Below are 21,002 nucleotides of genomic sequence, written 5' to 3'. Positions count from 1 at the left end.
GCTCACGCGGCAAATAGGTGGTGGCCGACTGTCACGAACGTCGGTCGCGCCCACCAATCAATTGATGCTCCCTCCCCGTCATGTCGGTGCATGACTCGGTTTGCCTCGCCGGGAGCGCCGGCGAGGACGGCACCGTCCGTTCTCTTCGTCGCTCCCGACCGAACCCGGGCGGACGCCGTCGCGGCCGCGCTCGACCGCCACGACGTGTCCGTCACCGTCGAATTCGACCTCGGAACCGCGCTCGGCCGCGTCGACGACCGGACGGTCGACTGCCTCCTGATTCCCGGCCAGTTCGGCCGACACACCGCCGTCGACCTCGTCGCGCTGGTCCGCGACCGCCATCCCGAACTCCCCGTCGTCCTCCTCGGCCCCGGTCGGTCGGACGACGACGACGCGGCGGCCGCCTCGCCCGCCGGTCCGCTCGTCGCCGACCCCGCCGTCCATCGCTTCTCCGACGACATCGAATCCATCTCGTACGACCGCCTCGCCGACCGCGTCCGGGCGTCGGTCGCCCGCTACCGCAGTTCGCAGGCCCAGCGCACCGAACGCGACATCGTCTCCCGGCTCGAACGCCGGATTCAGCGCACCGAGCGCAAGATAACGTCGCTCCACGGCGTCGCCATGCGACTCGCGTCGGCCGCCGACGCCGACGACATCTACGAGGAGACCGTCGAGGCCGCAGAGCGCATCCTGAACCTCGACATCTGTTTCGCCTTCGAGGCCGAGGCGGACCGGTTCGTCCCGCGGGCGCAGTCGTCGACGCCGACCGCCCGCGAACTCCGCCCGGTCCCGAAGGACGCGGGCGCGATGGGCGAGACGTTCCGCACCGGCGAGTCCCACCGCGCGGTCGACATGGAGCTCCACGCGTTCGGCCGCCCCGAGTTCGGCGACTACCGCTCCGGGCTCAGCGTCGCCATCGGCTCGTTCGGCGTGTTTCAGGCGGTGTCGGAACAGACCGGCGCGTTCGACGAAATCGACCTCGAACTCGCGGAACTGCTCGTCGCCCACACGAACGCGGCGCTCCAGCGGCTCAGCTTCGAGCGCCGGCTCCGTATCGAACGCGACCAGTACGCCGCCCTGTTCGAGAACAGCGCCGACTGCATCATCGACTCGGAGTTCGTCGACGGCGAGTCCGTCATCCGCGCGGTCAACCCGGCGTTCGAGGCGACGTTCGGCTACGACGAATCCGAGGTCGTCGGCCGCGCCATCGACGACGTGGTCGCGCCGGACGACCGTCTCGACGAGGCCGCGAAGCTCACCGAGATGGTCCGCGCCGGCGACTTCGTCCAGACGGAGGTTCGAAGGCGGACCGCAAACGGCGAGCGGGACTTCCTCCTCCGGTCGGTCCCGGTCGGCGAAGACACGATATACGCGGTGTACACGGACATCACGGCGCGACGGGACGTCGAACGCGAAATGGAGGCCCAGAACCGCCGGCTCGACGAGTTCACGAGCGCCGTCTCCCACGACCTCCGAAACCCGCTTTCGGTCGCCACGGGCCACCTCGACATCGCCCGCGAGGAAGTCGACAACGACCACCTCGCGGCGGTGGCGCGGGCGCACGACCGGATGAGCGCGCTGACGGAGGAACTGCTCGTCCTCGCGCGGCAGGGCACCGACGCGTTCGCCACGACGCCGGTGCCCCTCGCGGAGACCGCAGCGCGGTGCTGGGAGCACGTCGAGACCGGGGACGCGGCGCTCGTCGTGGCGACCGACCGGACCGTCGTCGCCGACGCGGGTCGGCTCCACCAACTGTTCGAGAACCTGATGCGGAACGCAGTCGAACACGGTTCGACGGGCAACCAGACTGCGTCTGGTGACCCCGTGGAACACGGCTCCCCGGAGCGACCGGGGTCCGACTCTACCGACGGCGGCGACGACGCCGAGACCCGCCTCACCGTCACCGTCGGCGCGCTCGACGACGGCTTCTACGTCGAAGACGACGGTGCGGGCGTCCCGCCCGAACTCCGCTCGCGCATCTTCGACACCGGCTTTTCGACCGGCACCGCCGGAATCGGCTTCGGACTCACAATCGTCTCGAACGTCGCCGACGCGCACGGCTGGACGGTCTCGGTCGGAGAGAGCGACGCGGGCGGCGCTCGCTTCGGGTTCACCGGCGTGGAATCCGAGCCCTGAGCGCCGAATCGGGGCGGAGCGGACTCAGGCGAACTCCTCGTGGAGGTACGCGCCGAGGTAGCCGCCGAGCGCGCCGAGGCCGACGGTGTAGACGAGGAGCAGTGCGAGGCCGAACAGCGCGACGATGACGATGCCGAGGATGCCGAGGCCGAATCCCAACTCGAACGGGGTGACGCCGATGGCGAAGATGCCGAAGAAGCCGAGGACGACGACGCCGAGAACCACGCCGACGAGACTCACGAACAGCCCGGAGACCGCGCCGGATTTCACGCCGAGTTCGCGGTCGCTTCCGGTCAGGTAGCCGGAGATTGCGCCGCCGAGGACGGTCGACCCCGGAAGCGGCGAGAGGACGATGCTGGCGACCGCGCCGACGAGCGCCGAAAACAGCAGGCTCTCGCGGTCGTCGCGGAGAGCGGACTCGGTTTCCGAAGACGGGGTGTGTTCCATACCGGACACAACACGACCGGGGGTCTAATGCTTTCTCCGCCGCGGCGTCCCGCGGTCGGTGTTCCGGTACCGCCCCGTTTTTAGGACCGTGGCGCGTTGCAAACGAGCATGACCGGTGCCGCCCACGACTTCGGGTTCGACCACGTCCCGGAGACAGACCAGTCGTTCGAGAACGCCTTGGCGAAGGCGCGAGCGGGCGAGCGCCTCACGGTCGACGACGGCGTCGAACTCATCACGACGGGGACCGACCGCGAGGGAATCGACGCCGCGCGCAAGGAACTCGTGCTCGAAGCCGCCGACCGGCGGCGCGCCGAGATGGTCGGCGACGACGTGACGTTCGTCGCCAACCTCAACAACAACGTGACGACGGCCTGCAACACCGGCTGTCTGTTCTGTAACTTCAAGAACACCGCCCACCTGTTCGAGTCCGACTCCGACGCCGACCACGGCGGCTTCACGAAGACGCCCGCCGAGTCCCGCGACATCGTCGCCGACGCGGTCGAGATGGGCGTCTACGAGGTCACGTCCGTCTCCGGCCTCCACCCCGCGCTCGTGCTCGACGAGGAACACCGCGAGATTCTCGAAGCCCACGACAACCCCGCCGCCGAGGTGAACTACAAGCCGCCCGAGGCGTACGACACCGACCCCGCGAGCTACGCCGAACAGCTTTCCGCCATGTCGGCCGACGGCGCGCACGTCCACTCGATGACCCCCGAGGAGGCCCACCACGCCAAGCGCGGCACCGACTGGAGCTACGAGGAAGTCTATCGCCGCCTCGCCGACGCGGGCCTCGCCAGCGCGCCCGGCACCGCCGCGGAGATTCTCGTCCCCGAGGTGCGCGAGGTCATCTGCCCCGGCAAAATCGGCACCGACGAGTGGGTCGCCGGGATGGAGGGCGCGATGGAGGCCGGCCTCGACGTGACGGCGACCATCATGTACGGCCACGTCGAGACCGAGAAACACCGGGTGCTCCATCTCGACGTGATTCGGGACCTGCAGGACCGCTACGGCGGCATCACCGAGTTCGTCCCGCTGTCGTTCATCCACCAGAACACGCCGCTGTACGACCGCGGCCTCGTGACCGGCGGCGCGTCCGACGACGAGGACGAACTGATGGTCGCCGTCGCGCGGCTGTATCTCGACAACGTCGACCACATCCAGTCGTCGTGGGTGAAGTTCGGGAACGCGAAGGCGCTGAAGCTCCTCAACTGCGGCGCGGACGACCTGATGGGGTCGATTCTCTCCGAGGAGATAACGAAGCGCGTCGGCGGCGGCTTCGGCGAGTTCCGCTCGTTCGACGACTACGTCGACATGATAACCGCCATCGGTCGCCGGCCGGTCGAGCGCTCGACCGATTACCGGACTCGCCGCCCAATCGACATCGACGACGGCCCGCACGGCCCGACGCTCGGCCCCCGCGCCGACGGGACGCCGCTCCTCGACGGTCGCCGCGGCCCGGCGACCGCCGACGACTGAGATGATGGTGACCACCCACGCGGCCGTGGGGCTGACCCTCGCCGCGCCGCTGGTCTGGGTCGCGCCCGAACTCGCCACCGCGGCGGCCGTCGGCGCGCTCGCCGGCGGCGTCTTCCCCGACGTGGACCTCTTCGTCGGCGTCCACCGCAAGACCCTGCACTTCCCCGTCTACTACAGCGTCGCCGCCGCGGTGTCCGGAGCCGTCGCCATCACGTCCCCCTCGTCGCTCACCGTCGCGGCCGCCTTCTTCTTCCTGTCGGCGGCGCTCCACTCCGCGTCCGACTGGCTCGGCGCGGGCGGCGAACTCCGGCCGTGGGACCGCACCTCCGACCGCGCGGTGTACGTCCACCCCGCGAAGCGCTGGCTCCGGCCCCGCTATCTCGTCCGCTACGACGGCGCGCCCGAGGACCTCGCGCTGACGCTCCTGTTTTCGGTCCCCGGGTTTCTCGCCTTCCCCGGCGGCATCCGCGTCGCCGTCGCGGTCGGCGTCGCCGTCGCGCTGTTCTACACCGGCTTCAGAAAGCGGATGCCCGAGTGGTTCGGCATCTGAGTCCATCGAGCGGGGCGCTGTGACCCGATTCGCGGGTGTTCGACTCGACCACGAAACTCATACGTCTCGGTCGCCGAGTAGGCGAAGCGATGACACTTCGACGACTTCGTCCGGGGGCGGTCGCCCCGTGATGGCCCCGACGCACGTGGCGATGAGCCTCGCGCTCGCCGCCGCCGTCGTTTTCGTCGCCCCCGCCGCCGCACCGCTCGTCGTCGCGGCGGCACTCGTCGGCGGCGTCTTCCCCGACCTCGACATGGTCGTCGGCGTCCACCGCAAGACGATCCATCAGGTCGAGGCGTTCGTCGTCGGCTCAGTCGGAGCGGGCGCGGTTGCGGTCGTCACGGGCGACCCGCTGGCCGCGGCCGCGGCGACCGGATTCGTCGCGGCGGCGCTCCACTGCGCGGCCGACTACCTCGGCGGCAGCAGCGAGGCCCGCCCGTGGGAGGCTCGAACCGACCGCGGCGTCTACGTCCGCAGTCTCGGCGGCTGGGTCGAACCCCGGCGTCTCGCCGCCTACGACGGCTCTCCCGGCGACCTCGCGCTCGCCGCGGCGCTGTCGGTGCCGGGGTTCCTGACGCTCGGCGACGGCCCGCGTGGGATTCTCCTCGCCAGCCTCGCCGTCGGCGTCGCCTACACGCTCGTCAGAAAGCGCGTGCCACAGCTCTCGGGGCGCGCGCCCGCCGTGACCGCCACGGTCGTCGCGCTCTACTCAGTTCTCGTTCGTCGTCGGTAGCACGCGACGCCAGACCGCCGACCGACGGCCGCGCCGCTCTCACCGCGGAATCGACAGCGGCCCGTCGCCCCGGGCGACGTTTCGGAACCGCCGCCCGTGAACGTCGTCGGCGTCGAGACGCTCGGTAATCGGGTCGCGGAGCCACTCGCGGTCCGGCGCGGTCGCGGGCGGGTCCCCGGTTTCGCCGGCCGGTCCGAGCGCCCCGTCCGGCAGGAACCGCTCGTAGACCGGCAGTCGCTCGCGGAGCGGCACGCCCGCCTCGTCGGCGATGTCGGCGAGCTCCCGCAGCGCGGGCCACTCGTAGTCGGGGTTGACGTAGTCGTCCGTGACCGGCGAGACGCCGCCGAGGTCGTCGACGCCGCAGGCCACGAGGTCGGCCGCCGCCGAGAGGTTCGGCGGCACCTGTACCGACACCTCCTCGGGGAGCGCGACCCGCGCCATCGAAACGACCCGGCGCATCGCGTCGAGCGACGGGCGCTCGTAGTCCGACCGCTCGTTGGGGACGACGTTCTGGACGATGACCTCCTGTATGTGGCCGTAGCGCTCGTGGAGCGCGCGGATGGCCAGCAGGCTCTCCGCGCGGTCGCGCCACGTCTCGCCGATACCGACGAGGATGCCCGTCGTGAAGGGGACGCCCACCTCGCCCGCGGCGCGGATGGTGTTGAGCCGCTGGCCCGGCGTCTTCCGGCGGTTCCCCGAGTGGGCGGCCACGTCGGCGGTCGTCTCCAGCATCACGCCCATGCTGGCGTTCAGGGGCGCGAGGTCGGCGAACGCCTCGCGGGTCAGGTCGCCGGGGTTCGAGTGCGGCAGGAGGCCCTCGTCGAGCGCGACCTCGCAGGCCGCCGCGAGGTAGTCGAGGATGTCGTCGTAGCCCCACTCGTCGAGCTGGCGGTGAATCGCCGTGTAGCGCTCGTCGGGGGCGTCGCCGAAGGTAAACAGCGCCTCCGTGCAGCCGGCGTCCGCGCCCGTTCGGACCACCTCACGGACCTCGTCGAGCGACATGAGCGTCGCCTCGCCGGGCACGTCGTAGTAGGTGCAGTAGGTGCAGGTGTACCGGCAGGCGGTCGTCAGCGGGACGAAGACGTTCCGCGAGAACGAAAGCGACGCCGGCGCGTCGGCGTCGGCGGGGGTGACGGCGAGCAGTCGGTCCACCTCGGCGTCGTCGATAGTCAGGTCGACTCCGTACTCGTCGGCACCCGGGAACATGTCTCCCGGTGCGTGACGAATCACTAAAAGCGTGTCACTCCCGGCCGATACGGCGGCGTCGAGACCGAAGAACGGAAGTCGGAGCTTCGGGGCCGGATAGTTGGTGCCAGACACGTCACCGGCCCGTCCGAAGCGGCGTCAGACGCTCGCCCCGTGTTGGTTTCGACCGAGACTCGCGTCGTCGCCGCGACGTTCGGACTCCACTCCACTTCGCCCCCCCGCGCCGTCTTCGCGACGCGGAACGCGCGGCACACGTCGCCTCAGTTCCCGCCGGGCAGACGGACGACCGCGCCCCTTAACGTTCACCGCGTACCGTTAAGGCCCTATCGGCGCTCGCGGACGGCCTCGACCCGACCGGTCCCGCGTTCGAGTCTGACGCCGGCGTCGACCAGCCACTCGCGGGCGCGGCCCTCGCCGTGGACGAGCACCTCGACGAGGTCGCTCGGCTCGTCCACGTCGACGGCGAGTCGCATCGAATCCACCTCGGCGAACGAACAGCCGGCGTCGCGGGCGATTCGCCGGTGGTCGAGGATGGACGCGCCGTGGTAGTCGACGGAGAACTCGGGATGCCGGACGACGAGCGCGTTCGTTCCCCCGCCGAGGCCGGGCGCGGCGACCACGTCGGCGTCGGTCTCGAACAGTCGCGCGAGCGCCGCGGGCGTCGCGAGCGCGAGGTCGGCCATGACGACCGCGACGGGGTCGCCGTCGAATCCGTCGAGTTCGTCGCCGACGACCTCCGTGAGCGGCCGGTCGTCCACGGCGACGGGTGCCTCGACCGAGACGGGCGCGTCCGCGACGACCGCGGGGTCGCCGCCGGCCGCGCGGACCGCGTCGAGCACGTCGCGGAGCATCGAGACCGCAAAGTCGCGCCGCTCGTCGGCGTCGAAAAACGGGGCGAGTCGGGTCTTCGGCTCGCGTCCCCCGAAGGGAACGACGACTCGCACGGGAAATCAGCCCAGTTTGTCGTAGGTCGACTGCTGGGACCGCCAGTAGAGGAACCCACCGACGATGAGCGCGACGACGAGCAGGCCGCCCGCCGCGTAGATGAGCAGTTGGGTCGTCTGACTCGACTGCCGGGCCTGGTTCGCGCTGGTCTCGGCCTCGTTGGCGAGGTTCGTCGCGAGGTTGAACTCCTCGCCGTTGTACGCTTCGACGGCGTTGTTGAACGTCTGTTCGGCTTGCTGCGTGTTGGCCCCACTCGCACGCTGAATCGCGTCCCGCGCGCTGTCGAGTTCGTCGCGCGCGGCGGCGCTCTCCTCGGTGTAGTGGTGGACCGTCCACGAGTCGATATCGTTACTGGAGCCGCCCTCGCGGGTCTGGTCGAGCGAGATTATCGTGAACGTCTGTGCGGGGTCGTAGCTGTACGACTCCACCTCGGGAACGATTCCCGTCACGGTGACCTCCACCTCGCTCGTCCCGTCGGCAGTGGCGATTTCCGCGCCGCTGAAGTTCTGCCCGTCGAAGGACTGCTGGTCGACTCTCGCGCCCGTCTGGTCGTAGTACGCGACGGTCCACGTCACGTCCTCCAGGTCGGTCTGGCCCGCGAGCGTCCACGATTCGAGTTGCGGGCTCCGGTACAGCTCTTCGAGGGTGACCGACGCGGTCACCTGCGTACCGACCTGCGCCTCGTCGGGGACGTCGTCGGACGCGACGCTCACCGCCCCTGCCTGCCCCGCGAAGGCCGACAGGAGTACGACGAGCGCGAGCGCCAGCTTAGAAAAGCGACTCCAGTTCGTCCTCGTCATCGTTTATGAGGGTCTCCAGATTCGAATCACTCTCTTGGCGGATCTCTTCGATGTTGTCCTGTGCTTCGATGGCGACCTGTTGCAGTTCCTTGATGCGCGGGACGTTCGTCACGCCCGACAGGAGGATGACACTCGCCACCTTCTCCGCGCCCGGGATGGGGTAGTCGCCGCCGCGAACTTCCATGGAACCGGTCTGCTCCTCGATCCACTTCCGCCCGCGCTCTATGCCTTTCCGGTTCAGATGCTCCGGCGGACCAGCGAGAACGAGCAGTGCGCGCTCCGCGCCTTCGATCTCACACGGGAGCGTGAGTCGACCGAGCGCGGCCTTGCGGACGAGGCTCGTGATTCGATTGGTCGTGTGCGCCGTGTCGAGGTTGTCGTCGGGCTCGTCGCCGCCCGTCAGCCGAGACAGGAGGCCGCCGCCCTTGTTCTTCCGCGGTTCGACGCCCTCGGAGGCGTAGCCGACGGTCGAGACGCCGCCGCCGGCCAGCGTGTTGATGATCTCCGAGGAGTCGACGACGGACTCCGCGACTTCCTGTCCGTCCTGGACCTCGCCGGCTCCGAAGAGCACGCCGAATCGGTTGACGATTTCCGCGTTGATCTCGTCGTATCCCCCCTGGACCGACTCGCCGGTCTTCCGCCAGGCGTCGTTGTCGAACACGAGGAGGTTGTCGACCTCGCGGACGAACGTCTGGAAGGAGCGCGCGGCGTTGAGCGTGTAGATACCGCCCTCGTCGGACCCCGGCAGGATACCGATCCCGTAGACGGGCTCGGTGTAGATGCGCTTGAGGTGTTTCGCGAGGACCGGCGCGCCGCCGGAGCCGGTGCCGCCACCGAGCCCGGACACGACGAGGAAGGCGTCGACTTCGTGGACGGGGATGCTGTCGATGGCACCCTGTACCTCGTCGATGTCCTCCTCGGCGATTTCGGCACCGAGTTCGTTGTCCGCACCGACGCCGTGTCCCTTCACGCGGGATTGGCCGATGAGGACGCGCTGGTCCTTCGGGATGTTCTTCAGTCCGAGCAAGTCAGCCTTCGCGGAGTTCACCGCGACCGCCGCGCGGACGATTCCCGCGTTGCGCTCCCGGTCGTACTCGACAAACTTGTCGACTACTTTTCCCCCGGCTTGCCCGAATCCGATCATTGCGAGCTTCATAGGTTCAGTCCCCTCGCCATTGCGTGAATTGCAGTACGAACGCGGACATAAGCGTTGTGATGGGGAAGTGTATTTCCAGCATCAGATTATCGGCGAAAAACGGCGACTCGAAACCGGTGTTAATCGGACGTTATCCCCGGAGAGCGTCTCATACCGGCGAAATGGGGCGCAGTTCACGACCGCTTAACTTCGGAAAACGGTTGGAGCGCCGTCAGTTTCGCTCGGCGAGATACGTGCCGAGCGTCTTCATCGACGACACGTCGACGCCGAAGACGCCCACGTCGTTCCGGTCGGTCGTGTTGTCGAACTGGAGCGAGCGGTACTGGTCTTTCCCCATCGGGAAGCCGGGGACCGCCCCCAGAACGGTCAGGCCGACGCCCGCGAGACCCATCGGGAGCGGGACGATGGTGATGGACCTGTTCTCGGCGTCGTACACCATCTCCGTGATCTCGCGGAGCGTGAGCTTTTCCGGCCCGCCGATGCGGTAGGTCTCGCCGACGTGTTCGTCGCCCTCGACGGCGTCGGCGAGCATCGGCACGAGGTCGCCGACCCAGATGGGCTGGAACCGCGTCTTCCCGTTGCCGGGAAGCGGGTACAGCGGGACGCCGGGCGCGAACATCCCCTTGAGCCGCTTCGTGAAGGAGACGAACTCGCCGCCGTCGCCGAAGACGACCGAGGGACGGAAGATGACCCAGTCGAGGCCCGACGACTTGACCGCCCCCTCGGCTTTCCCCTTCGAGCGGATGTAGGCCGTGTCGCCGTCGGTGTCGGCCCCGAGCGCGCTCATCTGGACGAGTCGGGGCACGTCGTGGGCCTCGGCGGCCTTCACGACGTTTTCGGTCCCCTGCCAGTGGACGATGTCGTGCATCCGGTTGCCGCCGCTCGGCTCGAACAGCGGCGAGAGCGCGACGAGGTTGACGACCGCGTCCTTCCCCTCGAACGCGCCCGCGATGGAGTCGTAGTCCGTCACGTCCCCCATCGCCTTCTCGACGCCGTCGGGGAGGTCCTCGCTGTTCGGACTCCGCGACATCGCGGTCACGCTGTGGCCCCGCGACTGCAGTTCGCGGCAGAGGTGGCTCCCGATGAATCCGCTTCCGCCGACAACAAGGACTTTCATGCCGTAATATTCGGCGGAATGAGGGTAAAGCTAACGGGGGAATGAGGTCGATTTCGCCGGCGAACGCTCAGATGCGAAAGACGTTCTCGCGCTCGGCCGCGGTCCGCATCCGCACCGCCCGCGACTGCGACCGCGCTCAGAACAGCACCGAGGGCGCGACCGACCCGTCCGTGCGTTTCACCATCCGACCGATTCGGTCGTAGACGACGAGCTCCTCGGCCGCCGCGGGGCACTCGTCGGGCGCGTCGTTCGGGTGGTCGACCTCCGACTGCTTCGTCGCGAACGCCGGGTCGGTCGGGGACGCCCGCTCGTCGAAGCGGACGACGCTGTACTGTTTGTCCCTCGGTCGGAGGTCGTCCCACCGCTCGCAGGTGGGTGCCACTACGGCGTATATCGGTCCGCGTTGACATTATCGTTGCGGCGGCGCGCTTCGGCGCGCTTTTTCGGGAGCGCCGAGTTGGTAGGGTATGCTCGTCACGCTCGAAGGGCTCGACGGGAGCGGGAAGACGACCGTCTGGGAGGCGCTCCACGACGCGTACCCCGACGCCGTCTTCACGCGCGAGCCCACGTCGGACTCGTGGTACGGAGAGGCTGTCAACCGCGCCATCGACGACGACGACGCCGACCCGCTGGCCACGCTGTTCCTCTTTACCGCCGACCACGCCGACCACCTCTCGCGGGTCGTCCGGCCGGCCCTCGCCGACGGGAACCTCGTCGTCTCCGACCGCTACTCCGATTCGCGGTACGCCTATCAGGCGGCCGCGCTCAGCGACAGCGACCTCCGCCGCCCGATGGAGTACATCATGGGCATCCACGCGGCCTTCACCCGCCCCCCGGACAAGACCATCTACCTCGACGTGGACCCCGAGACGGCCGCCGCGCGGAGCGGCGCGACGAACAAGTTCGAACAGGCGGCGTACCTCGCGGACGTGCGCGCCAACTACGAGCGACTCATCGATGCCGAGCCGGAGCGGTTCGTCCGCGTCGACGCGACGCAGTCGCCCGAGGACGTGCTCGAAGCGGTCGAGGCGGCGCTCGAAGAGATTCTCGCGGAACAGTAACAGTAACTCCCGACCGCTCGCGGCTCACCGCGAGTTCGGGAGGTTCTCGTACTCCTCCGGCGGCGGAACGTAGAGCGTGTCGATGGTGAAGCCGAGCGCGAGCGGCATCCCTATCATCACGCCGAGCGCCGCCGTCGGACTGCCGAGGTCGACGCCGATGCCGAAGACCCCGGAGAACACCAGCGTCGAGACGAACAGCACGAGCGGGATGAGAAACAGGGCGTACAGGACGGACCCCCACCGCGTGTTCAGCCGCAGGCGGAAAAACCGGGTCATGACCGCCGCGATGAGGGTGTGGAGGACGATGAGCGCGCCCATGAGCACGAGGTTGACCACCGAGACCATAGCCGACCTAGGGAGGCGGTGGTCTTTGGCCTGTCGCTCTCGGCGACCCGCTCGTCCGGCGTCGCCGTCGGTCGGACCCCCCGACTCGGAGCGCCTCCGACCGCCCCCGACCGCCCCGCAGACGGGTGACGTTTATCACGAAGGACCGTGACTCACCGCCATGCACCGACTCATCGCAGAGCGCGGGCTGGACGACACGGGGTTCACCGCGGACGACGCCCGCGCCGCCCTCCGCGACATGATTCGAGCGCGCCGGTTCGACGAGCGCGCACTCGCCCTCCAGCGGCGCGGGTGGATGAGCGGCTACCCGCCGTTTCGCGGGCAGGAGGCCTCCCAAATCGGGGCCGCACACGCCATGCGCGACGACGACGTGTTACTGCCGACGTATCGGTCCAACGCCCTCCAGCTCGCCCGCGGCGTCCCGCCGAGCGACATCTTCCTCTTTCGCCGCGGCCACGCTGAATACAACTCCGACCACGACGTGCCGGTGTTCCCGCAGGCGGTCCCCATCGGGAGCCAGATTCCCCACGCCGCGGGCGTCGGCATGGCCGCGAACTACCGCGGCGACGACCACGCGGCGCTGGTCTGTTTCGGCGACGGCGCGACCTCCGAGGGCGACTTCCACGAGGGGCTGAACTTCGCCGGCGTCTTCGACGCGCCGGTCGTCTTCTTCTGTGAGAACAACGGCTGGGCGATTTCGCTCCCCCGCGAGCGCCAGACCGCCAGCGAGTCCATCGCGGCCAAGGCCGACGCCTACGGTATCGACGGGATGCAGGTCGACGGCAACGACCCGCTGGCGGTCAGGGAGGCCGTCGAGCGCGGCTTCGAGAAGGCCCGCGCCGGGGAGCCGGTTCTCATCGAGAGCCTCACATACCGGCAGGGCCCGCACACGACCGCCGACGACCCTTCGCGCTACCGCGACGACGAGCCGGACCTCCCCGAGTGGCGGACGCGCGACCCCCTCGACCGCTTCGAGTCGTTCTGCCGCGAGGGCGGCGTCGTCGACGACGCGGCCGTCGAGACCATGCGCGACGACGCCGACGAGGAACTGCGCGAGGCCGTCGAGCGCGCCGAGGCGACGCCCGAACCGGGGACCGACGAGCTGTTCGACAACGTTTACGAGGAGCTGCCGACGGAACTCGCCCGCCAGCGCGAGGAACACGTCGCGTTCGTCGAGCGCAACGGGCCGTTCGACATCGAGCGCTGAGTCGCGCCCGCCCCCTCAGTCGTCCAAGGAGATGTACGTCTTCGTGTCGGCGACGCCCTGTAACCCCTGCACGTGGCTGGACGCCGTCTTCAGCACCTCGTAGACCGCGTCGGTGTCGACCTCGGCGATGATGTCGTACGCGCCCGCGACGATGTGGGCCTCGGTCACCGTCTCGAAGTCGCGGATGGGACCGAGCAGCTGTTCCGACTCGCCGGCTCCGGTCTTCACCATGATGAACGCGTGAACCATGCGTGAGATATTCTACCACGGTCGTCAAAAGCCTTGCTTCGACCGACCGTGCCCCGCTCGGCCGAACCGGGGGAAGGTTATTTGCCTCCGCCGACATACCTCTCTATCATGCGGTTCGTTATCATTGGTGCTGGACGGGTTGGGCTGCGCACCGCTCGCGTCCTCCGCGAGGAGGGCCACGACATCGTCCTGGTGGAGTTGGACCGCGACCGGGTCAAGCGGGCCCGCGAGGCAGAGTTCGAGGTGGTCGAAGGCGACGGCTCTCGCGAGGAGGTGCTCGTCGACGCCGGTATCGAGGCGGCCGACGCCCTCGGCGCGCTCACCGCCGACCTCAACGTGAACTTCGCGGCGTGCATGATCGGCAAGCACTTCGGCTGTCGGACGGTGCTCCGGGTCGACGAGGACTACCGCGAGGAGGTGTACCAGAAGTACGCCAAGGAGGTCGACGTAATCGTCTACCCCGAGCGACTCGGCGCTATCGGCGCGAAGAACGCGCTGCTCGGCGGCTCCATCCGGGCCATCGCCGACATCGCGCAACACCTGCAGGTCATCCTCGTGACGGTGACCGAGGAGTCGCCGATGAACGGGTACAGCATCGAGGAGGTGGCGCTCCCGGCGAACGCCCGCATCCTCGCGTTCGGGAAGAGAGACGGGCCGATGGGCATCCCGCTTTCGGACGACTCGCTTGAGACCGGCGACCGCGTGGCCGTCCTCGCGGACTTCGACGTGCTCGACGACGTGCGACAGCTGCTCGTCGGCGACGAAGTCGCCACCGCGGCGGGGGGTGCGTGACGATGGTCTACGCCTACATTATGGTCAAGGCCGCGCCCGTCTCCGGCGGCATCGACCAACTGAAAGAGGACCTCTTGGCCGTCTCCGACGGCATCGTCAGCGCCCACATCGTCGCCGGCGACGTGGACTTCATCGTCAAAGTCGAGGTGGACTCGCCCGCGGACGTAAAGGACATCGCCGGCGGCATCCAGTCGGTGTCGGGCATCGAAGACACCCAGACGTACATCGCGATGGACTGAGCACGGACAACGGGGCCAGCCCCGCGGAGCCACCCGAGCCGCGCTCGAACCGAATACGCTCGTTTTTCAGAAGCCCCCGCCGGCGGCGTCTCTCGCGTTCTGGATGAGACTCGTCACCGGCTCGCCGTAGTCGTAACCGGGGATGATGCCCTCGACGAACGTGCCCTCGACGTAGTCGATGACCGCGCCGGCGTCGTCGACGCCGCGGCGCTCGTTGATATCGGCGAAACTCGCCCGGACGACCGCCTCATCGCCCGCGCGCGTCACGTCGGGGTCGAGGTCGTGGTCGCCGGCGACGACGCCGCCCACGTCTTCGAGGCGGAGTTCGAACGTCTCGTACCAGCCGTCTTCGACCACGGGGGCCACGTCGTCGGCGACCGCCGAGAGCATCGGGACGCGCACCTCCACGTCGAACTCGACGCGGCCGCCGTCCCGCGCCGCGACGCCGACGGTGCCGTCGAACGGCGTCGTCACGGACTCGAAGGTTCGGTCGTCAACCGGTTCGAACGACCCGTGGTCGCCGAACGCGCGGCGGACTCGACCGGGGATGTCGTCTTCGCTCATGCACGGACGAAGGTGCCGACGGGAGAAAAGCCCGTTGCGTCGCGAGCGCCCTCGAATCGCCCGCCTGCGGCGGTTTTGGGCGAATGGCGGCACGTTTAAGTATCTCGCCGCACTCCGTTCAGGTGACGCTTCGCTTTGGAGGGCCGAAGCGTCAGCGGGGACCAATCTAGGGCGGCATTCGCCGCGCGGGCCGATCCCGTGCGGCTGCCTATCCCTTTCTCACGAAACTCACGTCCGAGAGCCGCCGGCTCGCGTTCTCGCGCGCCCGAATGGAATCCGAATCGAGTGACGTCCGCCCAGTGCGCGTTCCAGAACCCGAATCGTGACCGACCGAGCCGTCGGTGGCGAGGCCGTCACGGCGTCGCTCGCGTCCGACGGCGATGCTGACGCTCGGCTACAGTTCGCTCGCGGTGACGCCGAGCGCGAGAGCGGCGGCACCGGTCGCGCCGCCGCCCGCGGCCAGCGGCGTCGGGAGGGCGGACACGACGCCGACGACGGCTCCGACGAGGAGACAGACGGCCATGCCGAGGAGCGCGGCGTCGAATCGCGTGATGAGGTGTCCGGGTGTCACGGTCTAATTACATCTCATTATTCGAACTGTCAAAATAGTTGTGGGTGCGGTCCTACTCGCCTCGCTCTCTCACCTCCGGGCCGGTCGCGTCGGCGGTGACCTCGCGCGTCTCGGGTTCGTCACCGACGCGGGCCCGTTCCGGAGCGGCGCTTTCCCGCGCTTCGGTCTCGCTCTCGACGGCGTCGGCTTCGAGGAACGCCGCGGACCGCTCGCGCTCGCCGCGCACCGAGGCGTCGCGCATCCCGAGGGCGATGGCGGCGTCGAAACAGCGGACGGCCTCCTCGTGGAGGCCGCGCTCGGCGAGGAAGAAGCCGCGGTTGTACCACGCCTGCGGGAGTCGCGGGTCGAGTTCGACGGCGCGGTCGGCGCGGTCGAGCGGGGCCGACGAGTCGCCGAGCTCCCACAGCGCGTACGCGAGGTTCGTCTCGGCGACCGCGGCGTACTCGCCGTCGCCGTCGATGCGGAGCGCCTCGCGGTACGCGCCGACCGCCTCGTCGTACTCCCCGAGCTGCGCGTGGGCGACCCCCCTGTTCACCCACGCCTCGCACGCGGTCGGCGAGTCCTCGTCGGCGTAGGTGATTGCGCGTCCGAAGCTGTCGACGGCCTGCTCGTACTCCTCGACGGCGACGTAGGCCAGTCCGACCTCGACGAGCGCCGCCGGGTCGACCGCCTCGGGGTCGATTCCCGCCTCGTCGACGAGTTCGGCGAGGGCGTGGTCGTCCGCCGGGTCGACGAGCCGCCCGTTCACCCGGTACGTCGGCGGGTCGAGGTCGAACCCGTCGTACGGGTTTCCGAACCCCTGTCCCTCCGAGTAGCGGTGTCTGCGCGTCGAAACCATTCGTATCACTTGGCGGGGAACCGAGATAACGTGGTCGCCGCCCGCCGCGGCGGACCGGTCCACGGCGGTGAAACGGAGGACGCGCCGCTCGGCGACGAACATGCGGGGGACGAGATTCGAACTCCACTCGCTCCGCTCACTCCGTTCGCGACGCTCCCTAGCTCAAATCTCTCTGGCCGCATCGCTCCCTTCACTACGTTCAGAGAATCGATGCGGGGGACGAGATTCGAACTCGCGAACCCCTACGGGAGCGGATCTTAAGTCCGCCGCTTTTGGCCTGGCTCAGCCACCCCCGCGCACTCTCCCGTTCTTCGAGGGGGAGAAAAGTGCTTTCGCTTTACCAGTCGACGGAGAGCGTCCCGTCGCCGTGTGGGTTCGGCGAGAGCTCCTCGTCGGTCCGGCGGTCGATGACGTGGATGACGCCGCGGCCCTTCTTCGCCGGGCAGACCTCCGCCGCGTCGACGTTCTCGTCGAGTTCGTCCTCGCCGATGAAGTAGGATTTGGCGCGGGCGAGGCCGGTTTCGAGGTCCATCTCCCAGTTGTCCGCGACCTCCGCGCACCGGCCGGCCCCGAAGCACTTGTTCGCCTCGAAGATTATCTTGTAGGGCTTTTCGTCGACCGGCGGGGCGTTCTCGTCGGTTCCGAAGTCGATCGGCTTCGGACGGTCGGACTCCTCGCTCATCGTCGGCCCTTGCCGCGCGGTGGTCTTTGCGCTGTCGGTCGCGCGGCGACGCCGCGGGCCGGACCCGCGCCACGATTCGAACTTCTGTCACGTCCGTCGAAGCGACCGCTCCGCGCCCGCTCCCAAGAACCGGCGAGTACACGTACCGTATTCTCTCGGACGAATCCGGACTCAGTGGAACGCTGCCGTCGAACGGGCAGTCGACTGATTCACCGCCAGTCACGAATACGTTCTCATATTTGATACCCGAAGGCGTGGTCTTATCACCGACCAGAGACATTCCGGACCAATGGACGACGACAGCCACCTCCGGAGACGAGCGTCGTCGGTTCGCGCAACCGTCCGGGCCGCGCTCGGTTCGCGCGCGACCGACGACGAATCCGAATCGGACGCCGCAGACGCGCCGGCGCGCGACGACGCGCGGAGCGACGGCGGGGGACCCCCCACGGTCGCCGTCGGGTCTGGGGCCGGGGAGCCTCGCTCCACCGATGGCGATGCCACCGCGTCGGCGGGCTCGAACGACGCCGCGCTCGACGACCTCGACGACTTCTCCGCGGCTATCGAACGCTGTATCGACGGCGACCTGACGGTCCGGGTCGACGTGCCCGACGACCCGGCGCTCGCGCGCCACGCCCGCCTCCTCAACGAGCTGTTCGAGGAGTGGCAGGCCGCCATGCGGGACGTCGACGCCTTCGCCGACCAGGTCTCGGCGTCGACCCGAATCGTGGCCGACGCCGCCGAGGAGAGCCGCGAGGAGAGCCGGTCAGTCGCGGACTCCGTCGACGACATCGCGGCGGGCGCGCGCCGGCAAAGCGAGAGCGTCGAGGAGGTCGCAGACGAGATGCGGAACCTCTCGGCGACCATCGAGGAGGTCGCCGCCTCCGCCGACGAAATCAGGCACGCGACCGACGAGGCCGTCTCGCGCGGCGACCGCGGCAAACGCGCCGCCGAGACCGCCATCGACGAGTTGACCGCCATCGGCGAGCGGACCGACGCGACCGTCGAGCGCGTCGAGGAACTCGACGACCACATCGACGACATCACCGGCATCGCGACCAAGATTTCCGACATCGCGGAGCAGACGAACATCCTCGCGCTCAACGCCTCCATCGAGGCCGCCCGCGCCGGCGACGCGGGCGCGGGTTTCGCCGTCGTTGCCGACGAGGTGAAGGCGCTCGCCGAGGAGACGCAGGCCGCGACCGCCGACATCGAATCGACCATCGAGACGGTTCGCAGTCGGTCGGCCGCGACGGTCGACGACATCACCGACACGAGCCAGCGCCTCGACGAGGGAAGCGAGACGATTCAGGACGCGCTGTCGGCGCTCGACGGCGTCGTCTCCGACCTCGAAGAGACGAACGGGAGCCTCCACGAGATTTCCGACGCCACGGACTCGCAGGCGGCGACCTCCCAAGAGGTCGTGAGCCAGGCCGACGGCGTCGGCGAGATAAGCGACGAGACCGCGGCGCTCGCGGTCGACGCCGCCGGGTCGGCCCGCCGACAGACCGTGTCGCTCTCCGAGGCGGTGACGAAGATAGGCGCGCTTTCCGACCAGGCCGACCACCTCCAAGACTCCATCGACGACTACCGCCTCCACGCCGAGGCGACCGAGTCGGGACAGACCGTCGTCCAGTTCTGGCACGGCATGTCCGGCGACAAGGCCGAGGTCCTGGAGTCGCTCGTCGACGAGTTCAACGCCGAACACGACGGCGTCCGCGTCGACACCGCGTCGAAGGGGAGCTACCGCGGCACGTTCGACGCGACGCTCGCCGCGGCCCGGTCGGGGACGCCGCCGACCATCGCGCAACTGTACGAGGTCGGCACCCAGCGCGCCCTCGACAGCGGGGCGTTCATCCCCGTCGAGTCGGTGCTCCCCGACGGGGCGTCCGCGGGCGAACTCGTCCCCGAAATCGCCAACTACTACCGCCACGACGGCGCGCTCTGGTCGATGCCGTTCAACGCCTCGAACCCCGTGTTGTACTACAACGCCGACGCGTTCGAGCGGGCCGGCCTCGACCCCGACGACCCGCCGGCGACGTTCGACGCGGTCACCTCCGCCGCGGCGACGCTGCAGACGAGCGGCGCGGTCGACTACGGCGCGACGTGGGCGAACTACAGCTGGTTCGTCGAGCAGTGGTTCGCCGCCGCCGGCGAGTGTCTCTTCGACGCCGACAACGGGCGGAGCGGCACCGCCCGCACCTCGAACCTCGACGGCCCGGTCGGGACGCGCGTGTTCGAGTGGTGGCGCGACCTCGAACGCAACGACCTGCTGTACAACCCCGGCGTCGAGGCCCGCCGAGACGCCCGCGAGGCGTTCCTCGACGGCCGCGCCGCGATGCTCGTGGACTCCAGTTCGAGCGCCGCGTCGGTCGTTCGAGGGGCCGCAGAGCGCGGGTTCACCGCCGAAGTCGGCCGGTTCCCCGCCCCCGGGTCGTCGCGGGAGGGCGTTGTCGTCGGCGGCGCGTCGCTGTGGGTCGCAGACGGCGTCGAATCCCGGAGACGGGCCGCCGCGGGCGAGTTCATCGCGTGGCTCACCCGGCCCGAACAACAGCGTCGCTGGCACCGCCGGACGGGGTACTTCCCGGTCCACCGCCGGACGCGGGACCTCCTCCGCGACGACGGCTGGTTCGACGAGCACCCCGGCTTCGCGGTCGCGTTCGACCAACTGGCCGAGACCGTCGACACGCCGGCCACCCGCGGCGCTCGCGTCGGCCCCTTCACGACCGTCAGGACCATCGTCTCCGAGGGGCTGTCCGAGCTGTTCGGCGGCCGCGACCTCGACGCCGTATTGACGACGATGGACGAACAGGTGTCGGCCCGGCTGTCGGAGTACGAGGACTCGGCGGACCGCTGACCGGGTGGGACCGGGTCAGTGCGAGTCGGAACGGGCCGCCCCTCAGCGACCGCCCGGAGATTCTTTCGCCGTCGAGCCCTAATTCCGAGCGATGCGGCAGTCCCGTCGCTCGCGGTTCGGCGACCTGATTCGCGCCGTCGGCCCCAGCGACCGCCGCCGATTCCTCGCCGACCTCTGGGCCGCCCGCGGGTGGGAGACGACCGTCGAAGACCGCCTCGTCGTCGCCCGCAGAGGCGACCGAACCGAGCGACTCGCGGTGGTCTCGCGCTCGCGGTTCCGCCTGTCGCCGTCGGTTCCGGCCGACGCGACAGTCGTCGTCGCGCTCGGCGACCCGGAACGGACCCGGCGCGCGGCCCCCGACGCCGCCCGGATTATCTCTGTCGACGACCTCTACGACCTCGTCCGGTACGGTGTCCCCGAGGGCCGCGGCGACGACCTCGTCGCCGACCACTTCGGCGTCCGCCTCGCCGACCTGCCGGGCGATGACGGCGGCGTCGGTGCGAGGGGTGCGGACGATGCGGGCGGCGCAGTCGTCGCTCCGCTTTCTCGCTCGCTCTCGTCGCTCCCGGTCGTCCCGCTTCTCTTCGTCGCGCTCCTCCTCGCGGCGGTCGTCGTGACCGCCGGTCCGGGCGGCGTGCTGGAGTTCGGGCCGGCGCTCGGTGGACAACAGCCGCCGGTTCCGACGCCGGCCGCGACGACGACTCCCGACCCGACGCCGACACCCGAACCGCGGACGGTCGCCCCCGGCGTGACAACCGCGGGCGTCGAGAACGCGACGCGCCTCGCGGCCGCCCACCGCCGGGCCGCGGCGAACCGGTCGTACCGGTGGACCCTCCGATACCGCGAGTCAATCGCCGGCGACGAGACGGGCCGCGAGGTGGAGGTCGTCCGCGTCGAGGCCCCGAACGTCTACGCCTCCGAGGTCGAGCGCGCCGGACAACTCAGGGCGTTCCCGCGCCCGACCGCCTCGGAGGACGCGTACGCCGACGGGACCACGCGCTACGCCCGCCGCCCCGCCGAGCCGGACGGCCTCG

General features: G+C 69.5%; 23 protein-coding genes and 1 tRNA gene. 10 read left to right on the top strand and 14 right to left on the bottom strand.

Annotation, left to right across the window (positions count from 1 at the left end):
* Nucleotides 1-90 precede the first annotated feature (90 nt).
* Nucleotides 91-2,136: a hybrid sensor histidine kinase/response regulator gene (locus tag BN996_RS00115; protein ID WP_089776653.1), complete on the top strand. Its 2,046-nt coding sequence runs from the start codon at nucleotides 91-93 to the stop codon at nucleotides 2,134-2,136.
* Nucleotides 2,137-2,160: 24 nt separating this feature from the next.
* Here the strand turns inward: BN996_RS00115 and BN996_RS00110 are convergent, their stop codons facing one another.
* Nucleotides 2,161-2,583 (bottom strand): DUF5518 domain-containing protein, encoded by a 423-nt coding sequence (locus BN996_RS00110; RefSeq protein ID WP_089776652.1) that lies wholly within the window; start codon nucleotides 2,581-2,583, stop codon nucleotides 2,161-2,163.
* A gap of 108 nt (nucleotides 2,584-2,691) precedes the next feature.
* Here BN996_RS00110 and cofH point away from each other — a divergent pair, with 108 nt between their 5' ends.
* The 3 genes from cofH to BN996_RS00095 all read left to right on the top strand — a co-directional run bounded on the left by cofH (nucleotide 2,692) and on the right by BN996_RS00095 (nucleotide 5,342).
* Complete coding sequence (gene cofH, locus BN996_RS00105; RefSeq protein ID WP_089776651.1) at nucleotides 2,692-4,059, top strand: 7,8-didemethyl-8-hydroxy-5-deazariboflavin synthase subunit CofH; 1,368 nt, start codon at nucleotides 2,692-2,694, stop codon at nucleotides 4,057-4,059.
* A 1-nt stretch (nucleotide 4,060) separates the two neighbouring features.
* Complete coding sequence (locus tag BN996_RS00100; RefSeq protein ID WP_089776650.1) at nucleotides 4,061-4,609, top strand: hypothetical protein; 549 nt, start codon at nucleotides 4,061-4,063, stop codon at nucleotides 4,607-4,609.
* 130 nt (nucleotides 4,610-4,739) lie between these two features.
* A complete protein-coding gene (locus tag BN996_RS00095) occupies nucleotides 4,740-5,342 on the top strand; it encodes a hypothetical protein (protein WP_089776649.1) in 603 nt (200 codons plus the stop codon).
* Between the two features lie 39 nt (nucleotides 5,343-5,381).
* Here the strand turns inward: BN996_RS00095 and cofG are convergent, their stop codons facing one another.
* The 6 genes from cofG to BN996_RS00065 form a co-directional block, all read right to left on the bottom strand.
* On the bottom strand, nucleotides 5,382-6,548 hold the full coding sequence (cofG, locus tag BN996_RS00090) for a 7,8-didemethyl-8-hydroxy-5-deazariboflavin synthase subunit CofG (protein ID WP_089776648.1): 1,167 nt from the start codon (nucleotides 6,546-6,548) through the stop codon (nucleotides 5,382-5,384).
* Between the two features lie 323 nt (nucleotides 6,549-6,871).
* Nucleotides 6,872-7,492, bottom strand: coding sequence for a 2-phospho-L-lactate guanylyltransferase (cofC, locus tag BN996_RS00085; RefSeq protein WP_089776647.1), 621 nt, complete (start codon nucleotides 7,490-7,492; stop codon nucleotides 6,872-6,874).
* Nucleotides 7,493-7,498: 6 nt separating this feature from the next.
* Nucleotides 7,499-8,293, bottom strand: a complete 795-nt coding sequence (locus tag BN996_RS00080) for a hypothetical protein (RefSeq protein WP_089776646.1) — start codon at nucleotides 8,291-8,293, stop codon at nucleotides 7,499-7,501.
* Entirely contained in the window at nucleotides 8,262-9,449 is a 1,188-nt protein-coding gene (locus BN996_RS00075; RefSeq protein WP_004969204.1) for a tubulin/FtsZ family protein, read from the bottom strand. Before BN996_RS00075 ends, BN996_RS00080 begins: the two co-directional genes overlap by 32 nt.
* Before the next feature lie 211 nt (nucleotides 9,450-9,660).
* On the bottom strand, nucleotides 9,661-10,566 hold the full coding sequence (locus tag BN996_RS00070; protein WP_049920600.1) for a complex I NDUFA9 subunit family protein: 906 nt from the start codon (nucleotides 10,564-10,566) through the stop codon (nucleotides 9,661-9,663).
* Between the two features lie 136 nt (nucleotides 10,567-10,702).
* Nucleotides 10,703-10,948 (bottom strand): hypothetical protein, encoded by a 246-nt coding sequence (locus BN996_RS00065; protein ID WP_007275612.1) that lies wholly within the window; start codon nucleotides 10,946-10,948, stop codon nucleotides 10,703-10,705.
* 85 nt (nucleotides 10,949-11,033) lie between these two features.
* Here BN996_RS00065 and tmk point away from each other — a divergent pair, with 85 nt between their 5' ends.
* On the top strand, nucleotides 11,034-11,627 hold the full coding sequence (tmk, locus tag BN996_RS00060; RefSeq protein ID WP_007275613.1) for a dTMP kinase: 594 nt from the start codon (nucleotides 11,034-11,036) through the stop codon (nucleotides 11,625-11,627).
* A 24-nt stretch (nucleotides 11,628-11,651) separates the two neighbouring features.
* Here tmk and BN996_RS00055 read toward each other — a convergent pair whose 3' ends face one another.
* Nucleotides 11,652-11,972, bottom strand: a complete 321-nt coding sequence (locus tag BN996_RS00055) for a DUF7991 family protein (protein ID WP_007275614.1) — start codon at nucleotides 11,970-11,972, stop codon at nucleotides 11,652-11,654.
* 160 nt (nucleotides 11,973-12,132) lie between these two features.
* On the opposite strand from BN996_RS00055, the gene BN996_RS00050 reads away from it, so the two are divergent.
* Nucleotides 12,133-13,179, top strand: a complete 1,047-nt coding sequence (locus BN996_RS00050) for a thiamine pyrophosphate-dependent dehydrogenase E1 component subunit alpha (protein WP_089776645.1) — start codon at nucleotides 12,133-12,135, stop codon at nucleotides 13,177-13,179.
* Between the two features lie 15 nt (nucleotides 13,180-13,194).
* Here the strand turns inward: BN996_RS00050 and BN996_RS00045 are convergent, their stop codons facing one another.
* Entirely contained in the window at nucleotides 13,195-13,428 is a 234-nt protein-coding gene (locus tag BN996_RS00045) for an Lrp/AsnC ligand binding domain-containing protein (protein WP_089776644.1), read from the bottom strand.
* Nucleotides 13,429-13,536: 108 nt separating this feature from the next.
* On the opposite strand from BN996_RS00045, the gene BN996_RS00040 reads away from it, so the two are divergent.
* Both BN996_RS00040 and BN996_RS00035 read left to right on the top strand, forming a co-directional pair.
* Entirely contained in the window at nucleotides 13,537-14,220 is a 684-nt protein-coding gene (locus BN996_RS00040) for a potassium channel family protein (protein WP_089776643.1), read from the top strand.
* A 2-nt stretch (nucleotides 14,221-14,222) separates the two neighbouring features.
* Nucleotides 14,223-14,459, top strand: coding sequence for an Lrp/AsnC ligand binding domain-containing protein (locus tag BN996_RS00035; protein ID WP_089776642.1), 237 nt, complete (start codon nucleotides 14,223-14,225; stop codon nucleotides 14,457-14,459).
* A 66-nt stretch (nucleotides 14,460-14,525) separates the two neighbouring features.
* Here BN996_RS00035 and BN996_RS00030 read toward each other — a convergent pair whose 3' ends face one another.
* From BN996_RS00030 to BN996_RS00015, 5 genes are all read right to left on the bottom strand, one after another.
* Nucleotides 14,526-15,023 carry a DUF5813 family protein gene (locus BN996_RS00030; protein ID WP_089776641.1) on the bottom strand — a complete coding sequence of 166 codons (498 nt, stop codon included), beginning with the start codon at nucleotides 15,021-15,023 and terminating at the stop codon, nucleotides 14,526-14,528.
* A 394-nt stretch (nucleotides 15,024-15,417) separates the two neighbouring features.
* Nucleotides 15,418-15,594, bottom strand: a complete 177-nt coding sequence (locus tag BN996_RS19890; RefSeq protein WP_167344077.1) for a DUF8015 family protein — start codon at nucleotides 15,592-15,594, stop codon at nucleotides 15,418-15,420.
* 52 nt (nucleotides 15,595-15,646) lie between these two features.
* Nucleotides 15,647-16,432 (bottom strand): tetratricopeptide repeat protein, encoded by a 786-nt coding sequence (locus BN996_RS00025; protein WP_089777272.1) that lies wholly within the window; start codon nucleotides 16,430-16,432, stop codon nucleotides 15,647-15,649.
* A gap of 211 nt (nucleotides 16,433-16,643) precedes the next feature.
* Nucleotides 16,644-16,728, bottom strand: a tRNA-Leu gene (locus tag BN996_RS00020).
* 41 nt (nucleotides 16,729-16,769) lie between these two features.
* Nucleotides 16,770-17,114 (bottom strand): ferredoxin, encoded by a 345-nt coding sequence (locus tag BN996_RS00015; RefSeq protein ID WP_089776640.1) that lies wholly within the window; start codon nucleotides 17,112-17,114, stop codon nucleotides 16,770-16,772.
* Between the two features lie 289 nt (nucleotides 17,115-17,403).
* On the opposite strand from BN996_RS00015, the gene BN996_RS00010 reads away from it, so the two are divergent.
* A complete protein-coding gene (locus BN996_RS00010; protein ID WP_089776639.1) occupies nucleotides 17,404-19,968 on the top strand; it encodes a methyl-accepting chemotaxis protein in 2,565 nt (854 codons plus the stop codon).
* A gap of 91 nt (nucleotides 19,969-20,059) precedes the next feature.
* On the top strand, nucleotides 20,060-21,002 hold a 943-nt coding region (locus BN996_RS00005), incomplete at its 3' end, for a hypothetical protein (protein WP_089776638.1).

This window comes from Haloferax massiliensis, from assembly GCF_001368915.1.
In the GTDB taxonomy this organism is placed as follows: domain Archaea; phylum Halobacteriota; class Halobacteria; order Halobacteriales; family Haloferacaceae; genus Haloferax; species Haloferax massiliensis.
This window is presented reverse-complemented; position numbering and strand designations above follow the sequence as displayed.

Excerpts from the sequence above, each read along its gene's own strand:
- BN996_RS00075 (WP_004969204.1), bottom strand. The coding sequence starts at position 9,449 with ATGAAGCTCGCAATGATCGGATTCGGGCAAGCCGGGGGAAAAGTAGTC.
- BN996_RS00010 (WP_089776639.1), top strand. The coding sequence starts at position 17,404 with ATGGACGACGACAGCCACCTCCGGAGACGAGCGTCGTCGGTTCGCGCA.
- BN996_RS00040 (WP_089776643.1), top strand. The coding sequence starts at position 13,537 with ATGCGGTTCGTTATCATTGGTGCTGGACGGGTTGGGCTGCGCACCGCT.
- BN996_RS00050 (WP_089776645.1), top strand. The coding sequence starts at position 12,133 with ATGCACCGACTCATCGCAGAGCGCGGGCTGGACGACACGGGGTTCACC.
- BN996_RS00080 (WP_089776646.1), bottom strand. The coding sequence starts at position 8,293 with ATGACGAGGACGAACTGGAGTCGCTTTTCTAAGCTGGCGCTCGCGCTC.
- BN996_RS00025 (WP_089777272.1), bottom strand. The coding sequence starts at position 16,432 with ATGGTTTCGACGCGCAGACACCGCTACTCGGAGGGACAGGGGTTCGGA.
- cofG (WP_089776648.1), bottom strand. The coding sequence starts at position 6,548 with ATGTTCCCGGGTGCCGACGAGTACGGAGTCGACCTGACTATCGACGAC.
- BN996_RS00095 (WP_089776649.1), top strand. The coding sequence starts at position 4,740 with ATGGCCCCGACGCACGTGGCGATGAGCCTCGCGCTCGCCGCCGCCGTC.
- BN996_RS00030 (WP_089776641.1), bottom strand. The coding sequence starts at position 15,023 with ATGAGCGAAGACGACATCCCCGGTCGAGTCCGCCGCGCGTTCGGCGAC.
- tmk (WP_007275613.1), top strand. The coding sequence starts at position 11,034 with ATGCTCGTCACGCTCGAAGGGCTCGACGGGAGCGGGAAGACGACCGTC.
- BN996_RS00055 (WP_007275614.1), bottom strand. The coding sequence starts at position 11,972 with ATGGTCTCGGTGGTCAACCTCGTGCTCATGGGCGCGCTCATCGTCCTC.
- cofH (WP_089776651.1), top strand. The coding sequence starts at position 2,692 with ATGACCGGTGCCGCCCACGACTTCGGGTTCGACCACGTCCCGGAGACA.
- BN996_RS00110 (WP_089776652.1), bottom strand. The coding sequence starts at position 2,583 with ATGGAACACACCCCGTCTTCGGAAACCGAGTCCGCTCTCCGCGACGAC.
- BN996_RS00015 (WP_089776640.1), bottom strand. The coding sequence starts at position 17,114 with ATGAGCGAGGAGTCCGACCGTCCGAAGCCGATCGACTTCGGAACCGAC.
- BN996_RS00045 (WP_089776644.1), bottom strand. The coding sequence starts at position 13,428 with ATGGTTCACGCGTTCATCATGGTGAAGACCGGAGCCGGCGAGTCGGAA.
- BN996_RS00035 (WP_089776642.1), top strand. The coding sequence starts at position 14,223 with ATGGTCTACGCCTACATTATGGTCAAGGCCGCGCCCGTCTCCGGCGGC.
- BN996_RS00115 (WP_089776653.1), top strand. The coding sequence starts at position 91 with ATGACTCGGTTTGCCTCGCCGGGAGCGCCGGCGAGGACGGCACCGTCC.
- BN996_RS00100 (WP_089776650.1), top strand. The coding sequence starts at position 4,061 with ATGATGGTGACCACCCACGCGGCCGTGGGGCTGACCCTCGCCGCGCCG.
- BN996_RS00070 (WP_049920600.1), bottom strand. The coding sequence starts at position 10,566 with ATGAAAGTCCTTGTTGTCGGCGGAAGCGGATTCATCGGGAGCCACCTC.